General features: G+C 52.3%; 17 protein-coding genes. 11 read left to right on the forward strand and 6 right to left on the reverse strand.

All coding sequences use genetic code 11. The annotated features are described in order from the left end of the window. Window positions 1-742 precede the first annotated feature (742 nt). The 8 genes from EFBL_RS06185 to EFBL_RS06220 all read left to right on the forward strand — a co-directional run bounded on the left by EFBL_RS06185 (window position 743) and on the right by EFBL_RS06220 (window position 10,705). Window positions 743-2,119: a sigma-54 interaction domain-containing protein gene (locus tag EFBL_RS06185; RefSeq protein ID WP_096181272.1), complete on the forward strand. Its 1,377-nt coding sequence runs from the start codon at window positions 743-745 to the stop codon at window positions 2,117-2,119. A 286-nt stretch (window positions 2,120-2,405) separates the two neighbouring features. Then, window positions 2,406-3,617, forward strand: coding sequence for an ABC transporter substrate-binding protein (locus EFBL_RS06190; protein WP_096181273.1), 1,212 nt, complete (start codon window positions 2,406-2,408; stop codon window positions 3,615-3,617). Between the two features lie 9 nt (window positions 3,618-3,626). Then, on the forward strand, window positions 3,627-4,508 hold the full coding sequence (locus EFBL_RS06195; RefSeq protein WP_096181274.1) for a branched-chain amino acid ABC transporter permease: 882 nt from the start codon (window positions 3,627-3,629) through the stop codon (window positions 4,506-4,508). Beyond that, complete coding sequence (locus tag EFBL_RS06200; protein ID WP_096181275.1) at window positions 4,508-6,271, forward strand: branched-chain amino acid ABC transporter ATP-binding protein/permease; 1,764 nt, start codon at window positions 4,508-4,510, stop codon at window positions 6,269-6,271. Before EFBL_RS06195 ends, EFBL_RS06200 begins: the two co-directional genes overlap by 1 nt. Beyond that, a complete protein-coding gene (locus EFBL_RS06205; RefSeq protein WP_096181276.1) occupies window positions 6,255-6,989 on the forward strand; it encodes an ABC transporter ATP-binding protein in 735 nt (244 codons plus the stop codon). The genes EFBL_RS06200 and EFBL_RS06205 overlap by 17 nt, the downstream gene beginning before the upstream one ends. A 39-nt stretch (window positions 6,990-7,028) precedes the next feature. Beyond that, the gene (locus EFBL_RS06210; protein WP_096181277.1) at window positions 7,029-7,847 is read left to right on the forward strand and encodes a methyl-accepting chemotaxis protein; all 819 of its coding nucleotides are present in this window, start codon (window positions 7,029-7,031) and stop codon (window positions 7,845-7,847) included. Between the two features lie 15 nt (window positions 7,848-7,862). Continuing rightward, window positions 7,863-8,648 (forward strand): 3-hydroxybutyrate dehydrogenase, encoded by a 786-nt coding sequence (locus EFBL_RS06215; RefSeq protein ID WP_096181278.1) that lies wholly within the window; start codon window positions 7,863-7,865, stop codon window positions 8,646-8,648. A 110-nt stretch (window positions 8,649-8,758) separates the two neighbouring features. Further along, on the forward strand, window positions 8,759-10,705 hold the full coding sequence (locus tag EFBL_RS06220; RefSeq protein ID WP_096181279.1) for an AMP-binding protein: 1,947 nt from the start codon (window positions 8,759-8,761) through the stop codon (window positions 10,703-10,705). Window positions 10,706-10,781: 76 nt separating this feature from the next. On the opposite strand, the gene EFBL_RS06225 is transcribed toward EFBL_RS06220, so the two are convergent. Both EFBL_RS06225 and EFBL_RS06230 read right to left on the reverse strand, forming a co-directional pair. Further along, on the reverse strand, window positions 10,782-11,027 hold the full coding sequence (locus EFBL_RS06225) for a type II toxin-antitoxin system RelE/ParE family toxin (RefSeq protein ID WP_096181280.1): 246 nt from the start codon (window positions 11,025-11,027) through the stop codon (window positions 10,782-10,784). After that, entirely contained in the window at window positions 11,005-11,307 is a 303-nt protein-coding gene (locus tag EFBL_RS06230; RefSeq protein ID WP_096181281.1) for an AbrB/MazE/SpoVT family DNA-binding domain-containing protein, read from the reverse strand. Before EFBL_RS06230 ends, EFBL_RS06225 begins: the two co-directional genes overlap by 23 nt. Before the next feature lie 194 nt (window positions 11,308-11,501). On the opposite strand from EFBL_RS06230, the gene EFBL_RS06235 reads away from it, so the two are divergent. Then, entirely contained in the window at window positions 11,502-12,089 is a 588-nt protein-coding gene (locus tag EFBL_RS06235) for a class I SAM-dependent methyltransferase (protein ID WP_096181282.1), read from the forward strand. Window positions 12,090-12,217: 128 nt separating this feature from the next. Next, complete coding sequence (gene spoIIR / locus EFBL_RS06240) at window positions 12,218-12,922, forward strand: stage II sporulation protein R (protein ID WP_096181283.1); 705 nt, start codon at window positions 12,218-12,220, stop codon at window positions 12,920-12,922. On the opposite strand, the gene EFBL_RS06245 is transcribed toward spoIIR, so the two are convergent. From EFBL_RS06245 to EFBL_RS06260, 4 genes are read right to left on the reverse strand one after another with little or no spacing between them, the layout of a single operon-like run. Further along, complete coding sequence (locus EFBL_RS06245) at window positions 12,903-13,640, reverse strand: ABC transporter ATP-binding protein (RefSeq protein ID WP_096181284.1); 738 nt, start codon at window positions 13,638-13,640, stop codon at window positions 12,903-12,905. The two genes, spoIIR and EFBL_RS06245, sit on opposite strands and share 20 nt — an antisense overlap. Then, window positions 13,633-14,457, reverse strand: coding sequence for an ABC transporter permease (locus EFBL_RS06250; protein WP_096181285.1), 825 nt, complete (start codon window positions 14,455-14,457; stop codon window positions 13,633-13,635). The genes EFBL_RS06245 and EFBL_RS06250 overlap by 8 nt, the downstream gene beginning before the upstream one ends. 20 nt (window positions 14,458-14,477) lie before the next feature. Then, window positions 14,478-14,996 (reverse strand): nitrous oxide reductase accessory protein NosL, encoded by a 519-nt coding sequence (locus tag EFBL_RS06255; protein ID WP_096181286.1) that lies wholly within the window; start codon window positions 14,994-14,996, stop codon window positions 14,478-14,480. Continuing rightward, window positions 14,993-16,324, reverse strand: a complete 1,332-nt coding sequence (locus tag EFBL_RS06260; protein ID WP_165912661.1) for a right-handed parallel beta-helix repeat-containing protein — start codon at window positions 16,322-16,324, stop codon at window positions 14,993-14,995. Before EFBL_RS06260 ends, EFBL_RS06255 begins: the two co-directional genes overlap by 4 nt. Window positions 16,325-16,429: 105 nt before the next feature. Here EFBL_RS06260 and EFBL_RS06265 point away from each other — a divergent pair, with 105 nt between their 5' ends. Continuing rightward, entirely contained in the window at window positions 16,430-17,011 is a 582-nt protein-coding gene (locus EFBL_RS06265) for a GNAT family N-acetyltransferase (protein ID WP_165912660.1), read from the forward strand. Window positions 17,012-17,040: the final 29 nt, after the last annotated feature.

A 17,040-nucleotide genomic window follows, 5' to 3' on the forward strand; every position in this document is an offset into this window, starting at 1 on the left:
AATTAACGAAAATCCTGTTCCGTTTCGTTGGAAGTACGGCTTGGAGTCTGCTGCTAGGTAAAAGTAAGTCTATTATGGAAACGAACTACTAGTATTTGCTGTAAACGGTTTGACTACATACTATGGTGCTATGCTTTATTTATGGAGTGGACATACTCGATTGATTTATTGGACGTGGTTTGTTTTTGTTTTGACAAGTCATATTTTATTCACTATCTATCCAAAGATTTTTTCTCCCTTATTAAATCTGATTATAAAAATTGTTTTGCACGTTGTTACTACGTACTTATTAATGGTCATTTTTGGATTGCTTAAGGTGTAAAGAAGTACCGGTTCTTTGGCCCATATAAAAAATAGCACTGTATTTCAGGCTTATTTTGTCCGATTCAAAGGTACTCCCCAAAATAGGACTGTTTTTCAACCCTATATGCTATTCCTTACTTGTACACCTCGAAACTCACCCGAATAAGGCTGAAAATCAGCTCTATTTTTAAAATGACACTCAATAAATCAAAAATAAGGCTGGAAATCAGTCTTATTTCCACAATTTATACATTATGCAAACTAAAAGTCGGTCATGGAGAAGTCCCACGGGCTTGTCTCAAAAATCATAAAACAAGTTCCTGCTTTGGCCGTTGCAGCAGGCAGAAGCGGAGTTTTCAGTGAATAGAAAGGATTCCTGAATCCCCCAGCGAACTGAATAAGATACAGTTGAATGAGGTATCGGAGAGGGGGGCGCCTCATGGCAGAACAGAACCAAGTAAATGATCGCATAAATTGTCGCAATCTTCTGGAGTCAGTATTTGAGAAGGCTTACGAATCGATTGTCGTTTGCGATGCTGACGGGTACATTCTGATGATGAACCAGGCTTACAGGGACTTTCTGGGTGTGCAGGATGTGGTGGGGCGGCATGTGACCGATGTAATCGAAAACACACGCATGCATATCGTGGCCAGGACGGGCAAACCGGAAATCGCCGACATCCAGCGGATCAAAGGGCAGTATATGATTGCCAGTCGCATCCCGATTTTCGAAGATGGCAAACTGGTGGCAGTCGTCGGAACGGTCATGTTTCAGGATGTCCGGCAGCTGCAAGCCCTTGCCGCAACGGTGGACCAGTTGAAACAGGAACTTGCCTATTACAAACGGGAACTGCGGCGGAAAATGGGGGCGGTCTACCGGTTTGAACAGATTGCAGGCTCCAGCCAGAGAATGGAAGAGGTAAAGAATCTGGCGCGCAAAGTGGCCAACAGCGATACGACGGTTCTTATTATCGGTGAAAGCGGAACCGGCAAGGAGCTGTTCGCTCACGCCATCCATGCGGCCAGCAAACGGGAAATGGGGCCGTTCATCCGGGTCAATTGCGCGGCCATTCCGGATTCGCTGCTGGAATCGGAGTTGTTCGGTTACGAAGAAGGCGCTTTCACGGGGGCTGCCCGCAAAGGCAAGAAGGGGAAGTTTGAACTGGCCGACCATGGAACGATTCTGCTGGACGAAATTGGGGACATGCCGCTCAATTTGCAGGCCAAATTGCTGCGGGTGCTTCAGGAAAAAGAAGTGGAACGCGTCGGCGGTACCCGGCCCATCCCGATCAACGTGCGGGTGATTGCGTCCACCAACCGGAACCTGCAGGAGCTGATTCGCGAAGGCAAGTTTCGGGAAGACCTCTACTACCGGCTAAACGTCCTGAAACTGGAGATCCCCCCTCTGCGGGAAAGGGGGGAGGATCTGCAGGAATTGGTGGAAAGCCTGCTGGAGCAGCTGATGGAAACAACGGGCCTGGTAGTTCGCGAGATTCATCCGGACGTCTGGGAGATCTTGCGGAAGTACTCCTGGCCGGGCAACGTCCGGGAGTTGAGGAATGTACTGGAACGTGCCCTTCATAATATGGAAGGGAATTGCCTGAAAGCCGAACATATATCCGTCTCCCAAACGGACATGTACCGGACGAATCCTGCCGCTCCCTTGACGTTGAAAGAAAGTTTGGAACTGGCGGAGAAAGAGGCAATCAAACGGGCCTTGGCGGCTGCCGGGGGAAACCGGCCGGAGGCAGCCAGGATTCTTGGAATCAGCAAATCCGGACTTTATCAGAAACTTGACAAATACGGTCTTTCCTAGAATCAATTGCGTTTCAGCATATGGGTCCCAATACCGTTTAAGGGAGTCCAAAATTTTGGAATGGCGTCCAGTATTTTAGACGTCTTCTTTTTCTGGCTTTGTTACAAAAATGTGACAAATTTTCGCCGATGATGAATCCGGCAGCGTGTAGAAAAGTCCAAATTTTTGGACTACTGAATTTTTAAATGAGGGTAAAATCGGAGGTCGACGCTGCCGGAAGGAGTTGGCACGATGTTTGCAATTAATGTTTTCCGAAACAAATTCAGGTTTTAGGGGGTCAAAATGCATGAAACAAGAGCGCGTATGGAAGAAATTAACCGCCTTGACGGCAACCGGAATGCTGGCCGGAACGATGCTGCTGGCCGGGTGTGGTCCGAAGCTGGACCAACCTGCTGCCAAACCCGGTGAAAGCGCTTCCGGAGGGAAAGGTGACTTTGTCATCGGCATGCCCATCTCCCTCTCCGGCGGAACGGCCCTTTATGGGGAAGCGGCAAAGCGGGGCGCCGAACTGGCCATCAAGGAGTTTAACGAGAAAGGCGGCTTCCAGGGACGCAAGGCGAAACTGGTTCCCTACGACGACGAAGCCAACCCGGAGAAAGCAAAGCAGCACGTACAGCGGCTGATTGAACAGGATAAGGCAGTTGCCATCATCGGGCCTGCCAACTCCGGCAATGCAATGGCCCAGATCCCGATTGTGCAGAACGCCAAGATTCCGCAAGTGATCCCGGTGGCAACAGGTACCGCCATCACACAGCAGTTCAAGGATGAGCCCAAAAACTTCATCTTCCGAGTGGCTCCGTATGATGCGGGACAGGTGAAGAAGATGGTCAGCTGGGTCTTTGACGACAAGAAGCGGGAAAAAGTGGGTCTTCTGTACGACACCACCGGCTACGGCCAGGGCGGCAAGAAAGACCTGGATGCATTACTGGCAAACAAGGGCAAGAAGTTCCTGGCGTCCGAATCCTTCGGACCGAAAGACACCGACATGACATCCCAGCTCACCAAGCTGAAGAATGCAGGTGTTGACACCGTAATCGTATACGGATTGGCGGATACCATGGCCCAGATTCTCAAGTCTGCGGACAAGATCGGCTATAAGCCCACCTTTGTCGGCTCCTGGGCGTTCGGCGACCCGACGGTGAAGAAGCTGGCGGGCGACCTGGTCAACAATGACGTGCATTTTGTCCAGTCCTTCACCATTGATCAATCAGATGCGGCCAAGGCTTTCCATGAAAAAGTGGTCAAAGCCTACGGGGAAGACGTATTCCCGATTGCAACCGCACAGGGATACGATTCAACCAATCTGGTGCTGCAAGCCATCAGCAAAGCAGGACCCGACAGCCCGGAGAAGATCCGCGATGCGATTGAAGAGTTGAGTGATTTCAAAGCGGTCACCAGTGCGCCGGCAAAGCCTTTCGCCAAAGACAGGCATGAAGCGATTCTGGAAGAGAACATGTTCATGGCCACCTACAAAAACGGCGTAATTGTCAAAGACTAGGGGATCACAATGGAACAGGCGATTGTATCGGGACTGATACTCGGATGCATCTATGCGCTGGTGGCGCAGGGTTATTACATTACGCATATAACGACCAATACGTTGAATTTTGGCCAGGGTGACTTCCTGATGTTGGGTGCCATGGTGGGGTTGAGCAGTCTGGGGATGACTCTCCCCTTCCTCCCCGCATGGCTGGCCTTTCTGATTGCCGTTGCGGTGGTTGTACTGCTGCAGGCAGTTCTGGGCATGGCGCTGGAAAGGGTCGCCATCCGACCCCTGAAGAGTTTCGTCTCCATCAGCTGGATCCTGTCCACCGTGGCCGTGTCCATCATTGTTCGAAATCTGGCCATGATCATCTGGGGCAAGCCGACCCTTCCGTTTGCCTCTCCTTTCGGCGACAAAGTGGTGCGCATTGGTTCGGTGGGGATTCTGCCTCACGAAATCTTTATTGTAATTTGTGCGGTCGTGGTCATGGCCGTGTTGATGCTCGGGTTGAACCGGACCACCTTTGGCAAGGGACTGCGGGCGGTGGCGTTAAACCCCGATGCGGCAAGTCTTATGGGTGTGAACCCGAAAAAAATGGCTGTGACAGCCTACGTCATGTCCTGTATTCTTGCGGGAATCGGCGGACTCATGGTGGGTCCCATTACCAACGTGGTCTTCTTCATGGGAGTCGACTTGGGGCTGAAAGCGTTTGCCGCCGCCATTCTGGGCGGACTCGGCAACCCGTGGGGAATCCTGATCGGAGGCCTCCTGATCGGGGTCAGCGAGCAGGTAGCGGCACTCTATGACTCGCTGGCGAAGGATGCAGCCGCCTTCGTGCTGATCTTGCTTGTGCTGTTGATTCGTCCGCAGGGGCTGTTCGGAAAAAGTGTGAAGGAGAAATACTGATGAAACAGTTTGCGTTGCGTTTTGCGCTGCCGATCGCGTTCATATTCATACTTCCCTACGTGTACCCGAACAGTTTCTTCATGAAGATCATCACCAGTTTTGCCGCCCTTTATCTGGTGGTCGTCGGTCTCAATCTGCTGGTGGGGATTGCCGGCCAGCTCTCCTTGGGGCAGACCGGATTTTTCGCCATTGGCGCCTATGGGGCAGCACTGCTTGTCATGAAGCTGCAGCTTCCCTTCTTCGTGTCCATCTTTGTGGCGGCAGGAGTAACGGCGCTGTTTGGAGCCATTGTCGCCATGCTTTCCCTTCGGTCCCACGGGCCTTACCTGGCGATGGTCACCATTGCCTTCGGTTTGCTTGTTGAGATCGTGGCCAACCGCTGGGTGGATGTGACGGGAGGTCCTGCCGGCTTGTTTCTGCCGAAGGCGGATCTGTTCGGGTATGCGTTAAACAAGGTGGAATACTTTTACTTTGCGGCCCTGCTTGCGTTGGCAGGCCAGTGGGTTGCAACCAATCTTACCCGCAGCCAATTTGGACGTACGCTGCATGCTCTCCGCAACAGTCCGGTTGCGGCCGAAAGCCTGGGCGTCAATGTCACCGGCTGGAAAGTGGGAGCCTTTGTCCTCTCGGCTTTCTATGCGGGAGTTGGGGGAGCGCTGTTTGCGTTTCAGGACGGATATATCAATTCCGACTCCTTTACCTTCTCAAGTTCCATTATGTTTCTTGTAGCCGTGATTGTGGGAGGTGCCGGAACCGTACTGGGACCTTTCGTGGGAACCCTGATTATCGAAGTGCTTCCTACATTCTTTGCCAATCTTTATGACTATCATCTGTTAATCTTCGGCTCCATTCTCCTTCTGACCCTGGTGTTCCTGCCCGAAGGCGTTGTCGGAACCCTGGGAGGCCGTTGGAGGAAGAAGCCGCCGGCGGTTCCCGAACAGATCGAACCATATAGGATCGAACCGGCGGATATGGGCGAGATTGCCATCCGGATTGAAGGACTCAAGAAATATTTTGGCGGAGTCAAAGCCATCGACGGAGTGACCTTCACGGTGCAGCGCGGAACGATTCACGGCGTGATCGGTCCGAACGGCTCCGGCAAGAGCACGATGGTGAATCTCTTAAGCGGGGTCTATACGCCTTCGGAAGGGCAAGTGCTTTTGAACGGGAACACGGTCCAGGGAAAACCCACCTTCCGGATTGCCAAAATGGGCATGACACGTACCTTCCAGAATATCCAGCTGTTTAGCGATCTGACTGTGATGGAGAACGTATTGGTCGGATTTCATCGGCAGTTTCGCAGCGGAATGTTCAGGCAGATGCTGGCCCTCCGCTCAGTAAAGCGGGAAGAGCAGCAGTTTGTGGATCAATGTTTCCGCATCTTGAAGCTTGTGGGTCTGGAACAGAGGGCCTATGAAATCGCGGACAGCCTTTCCTATGGGGAAAAAAGGCTGATGGAGATCGCCCGGGCATTGGCAATGAAGCCGAGCGTCCTGCTGCTGGACGAACCGGCTGCCGGGGCAAGCCCCGTCGAAGTGGAGCGGATCGTCAATGTCATCCGCAAATTGCGGGATGCGGGACTGACCGTGATCCTGATCGAGCATCACATGGAGATTGTCATGGAGTTCTGCGATTCCATCACGGTGCTTGATTTCGGCATCAAACTGGCGGAGGGGACTCCGGAACAGATCAGCAGGAACGAAAAAGTGGTCGAGGCGTATCTGGGCGGCGAAGAGGTGATGAAGCTTGTTGGCGGTTTCTGATTTGACAGTATCCTACGGGCAGGCAAACGCCCTGCAAAACGTGTCTCTTCGCGTGGACGACGGGCAGATTGTAGCTTTGATCGGCCGCAACGGCGCGGGAAAGACCACATTGCTCAAGGCCGTTTCCGGTTTGCTGCCGATTCGGAGCGGTTCGGTCCAAATCGATGATACGATCCTCAACGGAACAAAAGATGGCACTGCGTACAACACCCCAGCCCATAAAATCATCGGCATGGGGGTCGGGCATGTGCCCCAGGGGAGGCAGGTTTTCTCCGATCAGACGGTGGAAGACAACCTGATCCTGGGAGGCTATTTGATTCGCAATAACAAACAGCTGCTGCAGGAGCGGATGGAGCGGGAATACAACCGGTTTCCGCGGCTCCTCGAACGGCGGAAACAGTTGGCCGGAACGCTGTCCGGCGGGGAGCAGCAAATGCTTGCCATGGCCAGAGCGCTGATCATGGATCCGAAAGTCCTGCTGCTGGACGAACCTTCCATGGGCCTGGCTCCGCTTTACGTCAAGCTTGTGCTTGACACCATTCTGGATTTGAAAAAACAGGGCGTGACCATACTTCTGGTGGAACAGCTCGCAACAGCTGCCCTTGCAATATCGGATTATGCCTATGTGCTGCAAAACGGAGACATCGTGATTGAAGGCGAGTCATCCAAACTGCGCAATGATCCTGCCCTGATTCAAACCTATCTGGGTGTTTCATGAGATCTCCTTCAATTTCGGCGGAAATGGGGAGGGATTGCCTTGAGGCTGGAGAGCTTTGTCAAACATGCTCCTGTTTTTAAGCAGCTTTTGGATTTGTACGTGGACTCGCTATTGTGCGTATCAGATCTTACAACGTATTTGTATGCTGAGGCCAGTTCCAATTTTGACCTTGGGGTGCGCAAAGGGGATTCTGTCAAGGAGGGTTCCACGCTGGCGCTGGCAATGGCTGAAAAAAAGCCGGTCAGAAAACGAATGGATCGCTCCTTGTACGGGGTTCCCTATATTGCCATGGCGGTGCCGATTTTTGCAGAGGATGGTACGGTATGCGGGGGACTGGTCTGCTGCGTTTCCACGGATCGGCAGGAACAGCTTTATTCTTCCTCCCAGGAGTTTTCATCTCTGACGGAGGAGCTTGCCGCAACTGCCGAGACATTCACACGCAATACCGAATCCCTTGCAAAAGCCAATCTGGACATTATGAATCTCGCAAAAGCACTTGATCAGCAAATGGTGGAAATTGAAAAGGTCAACCGCTTGATCGCCCAAGTGTCGCAGCAAACCAACCTGTTGGGCTTGAACGCACTGATAGAAGCGGCCCATGCAGGCGATAAGGGGAAAGGGTTTTCGGTTGTAGCCAATGAGATCCGGCGGCTTGCAGGGGAATCCCAGGCATCAGCCAAGGGAGTGACGGACAATGTCCGGCAGGTACAAGAGAGCGTCAGTGAATTGCTCCGGCATGCCGAAATCATTGCACAGTCCTCTCAGGAACAGGTTGCCGGCGCCGAGGAATTGACAGCCATGTCCCATCACATTTCACAATTGGCCGCATCTCTGAACAAATTAGCAAATATTATCTGAGTCGGAGGGATTTTGTTGAGCGGAATCCTGGAGCAAAAAGTGGCGATCGTAACAGGTGCGGCTAGCGGAATTGGACTGGAAATAGCCCGTACGTTTGCCGGCGAGGGCGCGAAAGTTATTGTTTCGGACCTCGATGAGGAAGCGTCCCAGGCTGCGGCAAAGCGGCTCCAGAACGAAGGGTATGAAGCATTGGGGCTGCCCTGTGACGTTACCGTGGAAGAACAGTTTAAGAATTGCATTGATATAACGCACAAAGCATTCGGGAGGCTGGACATTCTCGTCAACAACGCAGGCTTGCAGCACGTTGCTCCGATTGAGCAGTTCAGTACCGAGAAGTTTGAGCTGTTGATCAAAGTGATGCTGACAGGACCTTTCATTGGAATCAAAAATGCCTTCCCGATTATGAAGCGACAGGGATTTGGCCGTGTCATCAACATTGCATCCATCAACGGGTTGGTTGGATTTGCCGGGAAAGCGGCCTACAACAGCGCCAAGCACGGAGTAATCGGATTGACCAAGGTGGCTGCGTTAGAAGGAGCTGCCCACGGGATTACCGTAAACGCTCTGTGTCCCGGCTATGTGGATACGCCGCTGGTTCGCAATCAGTTGGAAGATTTGGCGAAGACCCGAAACGTCCCGTTGGAGAAGGTGTTGGAGGAAGTGATCTACCCCCTTGTTCCCCAGAAGCGCTTGCTTTCCACGAAAGAAGTGGCTGACTATGCGGTGTTTCTGGCGAGCGACAAAGGCAGGAGCATCACTGGTACGTCCGTTGTGATTGACGGTGGGTATACCGCGCAATAATTTGGGCAAATCCGTCAAATTTCCCGCCGGAACCAATCTGATATCTGAAAAGTTATGCTATTATAAATATAGAAATCGCTTACAATCAAAGAAGCGGGGGAGTGGGGATAGTGACGAGCAAAGCAGTATGGGTTCCCGATCAGTCCTTGATTGAATCGACCCGTCTGTATCAGTGGATGAAGCAGCTTGGTTTTGACGACTATGAGAGTTTCTTGCAGGCATCTGTCAAAGACATCGCCTGGTTCTGGCAGGAGGCGGAACGGGTTCTCGGCATCGAGTGGTTCCGTCCTTATGAAACGACGCTTGATCTGTCTAAGGGCATCAAATGGCCCGACTGGTATGTGGGCGGCCAATTGAATGTTGTTCACAACGCGGTTGACAAATGGGCGAAGAATCCGGCCACTTCCCAACAAACGGCGCTGGTTTGGGAAGGAGACGATGGTACGGTCAAACGGTACACCTTTGCCGAACTCAGCAGCTGGGTGGCCCGTGTGGCACTGGGTCTTCGCAAACAGGGTATCGACAAAGGGGATCGAATCTCCATCTACATGCCGATGATTCCGGAGACGGTTGTGGTGATGCTGGCTGCGGCAAAAATCGGGGCCATGTTCTCCCCGGCATTCTCCGGTTACGGAGCCGATGCGGTGGCAACAAGACTGAACGCGGCAACAGCGAAAATGCTGGTCACAGCGGACGGGTTCCTGCGGCGCGGCAAAGCGGTTCCGATGAAAGAGGAAGCGGACAAGGCGGCTGCCATGGCTCCTTCAGTGGAGAAGGTAGTGGTCGTAAGAAGGTTGGGCCGGGACATTCCGTGGACGGAAGGACGGGACATGGACTGGAGTGAATTGGATTCCGCCACAGGGGCTGCCTCCACCCAAATCATGAACAGTTCCGATCCGTTAATGCTGTTGTATACATCCGGGACTACCGGGAAGCCGAAAGGGGCGGTTCATACCCATGCGGGATTCCCGTTGAAGGCAGCCTTTGACGCAGGCATTTGCATGGACCTGAAACAGGGAGATACCCTGTTCTGGGTCACCGATATGGGCTGGATGATGGGACCGTTCATGATCTTCGGGGCCTTACTCAATGGTGCGGCTGCGGTGCTCTACGAAGGATCGCCCGATTATCCGGAGCCGGATCGGTTGTGGAAACTGACAGCCGATCACCGCGTGACGCATCTGGGCATATCGCCCACCCTGATCCGCTCCCTTATGAAACATGGGGAGTCCTGGGTGAAGAAGCACGACATCAGCAGTCTGCGGGTCATCGGGTCCACGGGGGAACCCTGGAACCCGGAACCCTGGATGTGGCTTTTTGAACGGGTTGGCAACAGCCGAATCCCCATTTTCAACTATTCAGGCGGCACAGAGATCTCCGGCGGCATTCTTGGCAATGTGCTGGTTCGTCCGATTGGACCCGTCACCTTCAACTCTCCGCTGCCGGGCATGGATGTTCAGGTTTATGACGAGCACGGGCAGCCGGTTCGCAACACAGTCGGCGAGTTGGTGATCAAACAGCCTTGGGTCGGCATGACCAACGGTTTCTGGCAGGAACCCGAAAGATATGAGAGCGCCTACTGGAACCGCTGGCCCGACACCTGGGTCCACGGGGATTGGGTAACACTTGATGATGAAGGCTTCTGGACCATCACAGGCCGTTCCGACGATACATTGAACGTGGCAGGAAAACGCTTGGGGCCGGCGGAAGTGGAATCGGTTCTCGTAGGTCATCCGGCAGTGCTGGAGGCGGGAACCATTGGAGTCCCGGATGAGTTGAAAGGGGAAGTGGCCGTCTGTTTTGTCGTCCTGAGACCGGGTCATGAAATGACAGACAAACTGCGGCAAGAGCTGCTGGACCTGGTGGCTGACAAACTGGGCAAAGCCCTCCGCCCGAAAACTCTCTACTTCGTAAACGACCTGCCAAAGACCCGAAACGGCAAGATCCTGCGCCGGGCCATGCGAGCCGCTTACCTTGACAAAGATGCAGGCGACCTGTCTTCACTGGAAAACCCGGATGCGGTGGAAACGGTTCGCAAACTTGCACATAATAACTGACAACTTGCTTTTAAGGATCGAGTCCGCTCTTTGTTAGTAAAGGGCGGCTTTTTTCTCGCGGGCGACTAGAATTTTCTCAGAATGTCTGGTGTCCAATGGCATGAACGATCAACGTATCGCCAGTGTTCTCAAAGATTATTCGGATATCCATGTTTACATAGGCTTCCCAAAAAGCAGTTCCTCGGATCTTATGAATCTGTAGAGAGGGATACCTCGGATCCTGTGCCAACATCCTGAGCGCCTTTCGAGCCTGTTTTTGTTCGATCCCGGTAAGTTTATCAAAGTCTTCTCGAAAAGGATCAGTTAGAAGAATCGTCGGCATCCTCTTCCTCCCCTAACTCCTTTAATAGCTCGTCCACATTCTCAAACTTCTTGTAATTTCCCTTTTCAAGAGCTTCAAGGCTGCGTTTTATTCGTTCCTGCCATTCTTTGGTCCAAAAGTATTCTTGGGACTTATCGTGCCAAGCAACCGGTCTAATAAAAATACCACCGTCTCGCTCTTGAATCAGTACATGGTCGCCTTCCTGCAAGTTTAAATCCTTTGCCATCTGCGCCAGACTGATAAGCATACGTTTTTGCACTTGCTGTATAATTTGCTTCATACCAAAACCACCTTTACAGTTTATCTGCAAATACAGCATAACACAACTATATTTTAGAAACAACAAATGCTAAGCATAAACGTCAAGAAACAGGAGGTGCTTTGTGAAATTTGTTTTGTTAAAGTATATTGTTGGTGATGTCCCTGTTTTGGTGAACCGATAAATATCAATGTCCAACATGCGGGGTGATTCCAGTGAATAAAATATCCCCCGGAATCTATGACTTCTTCATGCAGCCATTGGAAAAGAAATGGTTCCGGTCCATCCGAGAAAAACTGCTTTCAGAAGCGGAAGGCGATGTGCTGGAAATTGGATGTGGAACCGGTATCAATTTTTCACTGTACCGTGATGTCCACAGTGTTACTGCAATCGATCCGAATCCCTTGATGATGGAACGTTCCGCAGCACGCCTACAGCAAGCTCGTGTACCGATAAACTGCATAATTGCAAATGCGGAATCCCTTCCTTTCCCCGACAGTTCGTTTGATACCGTGGTTGCAACATTGGTGCTTTGTTCCATTCCCAATCCGGAAAAAGCATTGCAGGAATTGAGGAGAGTCCTGAAACCCAACGGAAAAGCGCTGTTCTTTGAACATGTAGCCATGGAAATCCGATGGTTGCGATTTTTGCAGGACATGCTGACCCCTCTTTGGAGGAGGGTTTGTGACGGCTGTCATCTCAACCGGCACTCCCAAGAGCTGATACAAAAGTCCGGTTTCAGGATTGTTTCCGTTAACGGGCACTGGAACAACTTGTTCCTTGAAATCAGGGCTGAAAAGTAGTCCGAAGCAAACTCAATACGCTCTGAATCTACTAAATGATTGAGAGACAAGTATAAAACTTCCTGTCCGCGACCATACTGAGGATACCGAAATACACGTTATGGGTTGTGGGTAGGAGGAAGCGGAACATGCGGGTACGAAGTCGGGTTCTGGCGGGAGTTGCGGGATGGGTTTTGGCAGGAACGCTGTTAACGGGATCCCAGGCGGGATTTGTTGCAAGTGCTGACGAATATGCAGGGACAACGGTGGTGGATGAGGAAGCTCCCCTGATTCCGAATGACGCAGTCCGCCTGCGGATCATTGCCAACTCTGACTCACCGGAGGATCAGGCACTCAAGCGTCAGATTCGCGACCGCATCATAGATGAAGTGGGCCGTCGTCTGCGGGGTGCCGGGGACAGGCAACAGGCACGGCAGGTTATTGAGGCGAATGTGCCAATTTTTACCCTCATGGCGGCACAAGCAGTTAAAGAAGCGGGTTACTCCTATACTGTCAAAACCGACTATGGCAGGGTCCCGTTCCCGACCAAGGTCTATGGGAACAACGTCTATCCGGCAGGCGAATACGAGGCATTAAGAATCGTCGTGGGAGAAGGAAAAGGGCAGAACTGGTGGTGCGTGCTGTTCCCGCCCCTCTGTTTCGTGGATCTGGCCAACGGCGATGCCGTGCAGGCCAAAGACATGGAAGCGAAATCCGAACCGCTGGCAACCATTGAAGTCCCGGCGGGTGAGAATCAAACAGCCCAGATGGTCCAAGTGCGCCTGGGGATTGTGGACGGTCTGAAATCCCTGTTTGAAAAAATTGGCGAATTCCTCAAGTCTCTCTTTGCCTGAGATCCGGTTTCGCCGACTCCGAGAACGCACCAATGAGTCCCATTGCTCCATACTGGTTCCGGTATTGTTCGATCGGACCGGAACTGACAATACACCCTTCCCGCAAAAACACGGCCTGATCGGCCGTTTCTTCGGCAATCCCCAGGTTGTGGGTGGAGAAGATCACCGATTGGCCCGCTTTCTTCACGGTGTTCAGCAGGGATACAAAGGACCGCATCCAATAAGGGTCGAGCCCGTTTGTCGGCTCATCCAGAATCAGCAAGGGCGGATCGGCCAGCAGTGCCTGGGCGAACAACAGCCTTTGGCGCATCCCTTTGGAAAAACCGGATACCTGCCGGTTCGCCACTTCTGACAGACCTACCAACTCCAGCGTCTGATCCGCTTTGTCACGGGATACACCCCGTAGTTCGGCAAAAAAGCCTAGAGTTTCCCGGGCGGTCAAGGACTGGCCAAACTGGAAGTCGTCCGGCATATAGCCGATTTTTCCGGCAAATTCTTTCCGGCTGTGTTTCCACTCCAGGCCGCACACCCTGATCGTTCCCGAAGACGGCTGCAGAATGCCGGCGATCATACGGAGAATCGTGCTCTTGCCGGCACCGTTGCCACCGCACAGCGCCAATACTTGTCCGGCAGACAGCCGCAGGGAAAATGGCTGGACAATTATTTTTTCGCCAATTGTCTTGCTTACGTTATCCAACTCCAGGACGGTCTTAACCACGGTATCTGCCTCTTTCCCAAAAATAAATCGCAAGACCCAATGACTCTCCGATCCACACAAGGTACCCGGCCAGGAAGACAAGGGTGCCCATCGGGCGTTCCGCCCAGTTGACCCACCTGTAATACTCCGGTCCAAAGACAGAACCGCCCCCCAGCTTCATGACGGCAAATACCCGGACAAATTCGGCCGGATTCAGGAGGGTAAGCACCTCCAGCGACGGCTGGATCATCCAATAGGGAAGAAAGCCCAGGACGGACAGCAGCAGGGTGGGCCAAGCCAATATGGTCGCAAACCAGATCCCTACAGCATAGGTCAAAGCTTGCCAGCGGTTGCGGGACAAACTGCCGATCCAAACAGCAATCCCCAGATATAACAGGACAATCCCAATCGAGAACAACAGCAGGGACAAAAGGGACTCAAGAGCAAACGAGTGTCCCACAAGGGACCCGACAATGCCTGACAGGCCGTACGCAAAGCAGGTAATGGCCAGCAGCACTGCCGTCAACCCCATAAACTTCCCAATCAACAGTGCGGATGAGGAAAGCGAATAGGTGGACAGCAGCTGCCAACTGCCATCCTCTTTCTCGGAAGTGACAGAGAAAGAGCCAAGCAATAGGGTCATCAGCGGCAGCAGGTACAAAGTCAGGTTCATCATGGTTCCAGCAGCGTGGGTATACCCTTGCATGTTGTATGCATTCTGGGATTGTATCAACAGCAGCGCCAAACTGAACAGGGTGAACAGAGCCAGAAATGAGTAGGACCAGGGGTTGCGAAATCCCAGTTTGATTTCCCGCTTGGCGACGATCCAGAAATTCACCTGCCACTCACTTCCCTTTTTTAGTGAGCATTTTGCTGCATGTTAGGCTGCTGTTTCATTTGTTTCATCATTTCCATGTTGCGTTCCCAGCTATGTGTTTCCAGATCGGCCGGGGTCAGCAGTTTCCCTTTTTTCTGCTCGTCAATATACTTTTGTGCCGCGGCTTTGTCTTTAAACGAGAGAACTCCGTAGGCCATTGCCGTTTTGAAATCTTTGTCGTAAGCAAATGTGGCATTCTCCAGTTTGATCCACTCTTTGGAGTTGAAATCGCGGACAAAGCGCGCCTGAATTTGATCTTTTCCGTTCTTGGTGCTCCATGCATTCTGGCAGCCGATGTCGTCGAACTTCAGCACCTTGCCGTTTTTCAGGATGGTTTCGGTTGCATTGTGGTCATCGGGAACCAGCATGTTGCACACATCACACTTGTCCACGCCGGCGGCGATAGCCACCGGTTTTGCTTCTTCCCGGCCGCATCCCGCAACCAGTACGGATGTCAAAAACAGACTTCCAAACAGTACGGTAAAAATTTTCTTCATCATATTCGTTTTACCCCTTTTCGGAAAAATGGGACTGCACCAGCGAGAAACAGAATGCAGCTGACCCACAGGGCTGACGGCTGGGATTCATCGGATGAGGGCGGAGGATGGACCGGCCGCATCAACGGCGATTCGTCTGTCATCCAATTGCCGGTGTCATTTTGGAACATGGACTCCAGAACGAACATGCCCGGTGCGTTAAACAGAATCTGCAGGGAGGGGATCGCATTCGTTACCGTCAGAAAAAACGGATCCGCCTTATAAGGAAGGTCGCTGCGTCCTGAGCCTGAGAAATCGATACCCTGATGGTCGTCCCAGAAATTTTCGCGCAATTGATTGTTGTGGCTGTCTTCCGCCTGCACCTGAATGACGTTGGAGATAAAATCATTGCGGAACAACCGGTTGTTTTCCGAACTAGACAATTGCGCACCCACGAAATTATGCAGAAGCTGATTGTCTGAGATGTCATTGGAGGCGGATTGTTCCACATATAACCCGACCCGGTTGCCTTCAATCCGATTGCCCGTTACAACCGAATTGGCTGCCTCATACAGCAGGATTCCCTGGGAATGGACATTGTCACTGGATTTGATAAACCGGTTGCCATTGATTTCCGTTCTGTCGGCTTCCATCACCATGGCGCCCGTAACATTTCGGACCGATTCGTTTCGGCGAATGTCCGTGTCTTCCGCATACATCACATGAATTGCATAGCGGGAATTTTCCACCCGGCTGTCGGCAATTTCGTTCCGGTGGCTTTTCTCCAGATAGATCCCGTCCTGGACTCCTAAGAGGAAAGCCCCCCGGATCACATTGTCGTGTGAATCGAACAGATCAATGCCGTTGCCCTGGTTCATAAACGACGTATCTCCGGCCTGAGGGTCTGCCGTGCCCTCGATGCGAATGTCCTCCAGTATGCTGCCGCTGGCTCCTTCCAGTTTCAGACCGATGCCGCGGGTAGAAATCTTGAGATTGCGCAGCTTGTTGTTGAAGCCTTTCAGCAGGACGACCACCTGTTCAGGGTTGTTGCGCGGGTCAATAATGGTCAGACCTGACACTTCAACCTGACTGGCGTGTATCAACAAAGCGGGTTGTTCCCCTTTTGCCGCTATTCGCACGTCCCCCTCGGGTTTGATTGTGAGCGATTTGGTTATGACGATCGGTCCCTCATACAAATCGGAAGGAACTACAATCGTTTCACCGGGCTTCGCACGGTCAATCATCGATTGCAAATCCGGTTCGGCTCTCGCGGGGGAAGCCAAGTGAAACGAGACGGCGGTCGCTGCTGTTGCGATGATGAAAGCTGTTGCCAATATGCGGGATGCCTGCAATCGGATACCCCCCTCCGTAATGATGTTTGTAAGGATAGTATAGCGGATATACATAAAATGAATTGTTAACAAGATTTGAAAACTTTTGTTCCTGCAGGGGAGCCGATGAGCGGGATTCAAGGAATGAAAGTGTACAAGTTTGCATATTCTGGCAGCAAAATGCAAGTCTACCGGGAGGATGGAAGAATGCGGGACACGATTGCGATTCGCCGGGCGACGGCCGCAGATTTGGAAAGTGTCTCTTCTTTGTTGGAGGAAGCGGGGATTCGATCGATGGGCTTGGACAAATGGATTGAATCTTTCATTGTTGCGGAAACTGTCCGCGACCATCAGGCGGAATCGGCTGAAGGCCACGGGACGGAACCGCCCCACCGCAGATCCTCGGAGATTGTGGCGACGGCAGGTCTTGAACAATATGATTCGAAAGGACTATTGCGTTCCCTTGTCATCCGATCAAAGGCCTGGTCTGCGGAGGACGGATTGCGCATGTTGCAGCTGGTGCTCGCTTATGCGGAAGAGACTGGGTTTTCCGAATTGTACTTACTCACAGAATCCCCATCTTTGTTTATCCACATGGGATTTGCCCCGGTGGCATGCGAAGAAGTCGCTCCGGAGCTGCTGGAATCCCTGCATTTTCGCCAGCATCGGGAACGGGCTGTTCCCATGCGAAAAGTTCTGCAGGCTTAAGTTATCCACACCCCTATGTGGATAATGTG

This window comes from Effusibacillus lacus (genome assembly GCF_002335525.1).
Classification (GTDB): domain Bacteria; phylum Bacillota; class Bacilli; order Tumebacillales; family Effusibacillaceae; genus Effusibacillus; species Effusibacillus lacus.

Bases quoted from the DNA above. Each gene is read 5' to 3' on its own strand.
- EFBL_RS06185 (WP_096181272.1), top strand. From the start codon at position 743: ATGGCAGAACAGAACCAAGTAAATGATCGCATAAATTGTCGCAATCTT.
- EFBL_RS06190 (WP_096181273.1), top strand. From the start codon at position 2,406: ATGAAACAAGAGCGCGTATGGAAGAAATTAACCGCCTTGACGGCAACC.
- EFBL_RS06195 (WP_096181274.1), top strand. From the start codon at position 3,627: ATGGAACAGGCGATTGTATCGGGACTGATACTCGGATGCATCTATGCG.
- EFBL_RS06200 (WP_096181275.1), top strand. From the start codon at position 4,508: ATGAAACAGTTTGCGTTGCGTTTTGCGCTGCCGATCGCGTTCATATTC.
- EFBL_RS06225 (WP_096181280.1), bottom strand. From the start codon at position 11,027: ATGCCGACGATTCTTCTAACTGATCCTTTTCGAGAAGACTTTGATAAA.
- EFBL_RS06230 (WP_096181281.1), bottom strand. From the start codon at position 11,307: ATGAAGCAAATTATACAGCAAGTGCAAAAACGTATGCTTATCAGTCTG.
- spoIIR (WP_096181283.1), top strand. From the start codon at position 12,218: ATGCGGGTACGAAGTCGGGTTCTGGCGGGAGTTGCGGGATGGGTTTTG.
- EFBL_RS06255 (WP_096181286.1), bottom strand. From the start codon at position 14,996: ATGATGAAGAAAATTTTTACCGTACTGTTTGGAAGTCTGTTTTTGACA.
- EFBL_RS06265 (WP_165912660.1), top strand. From the start codon at position 16,430: ATGAGCGGGATTCAAGGAATGAAAGTGTACAAGTTTGCATATTCTGGC.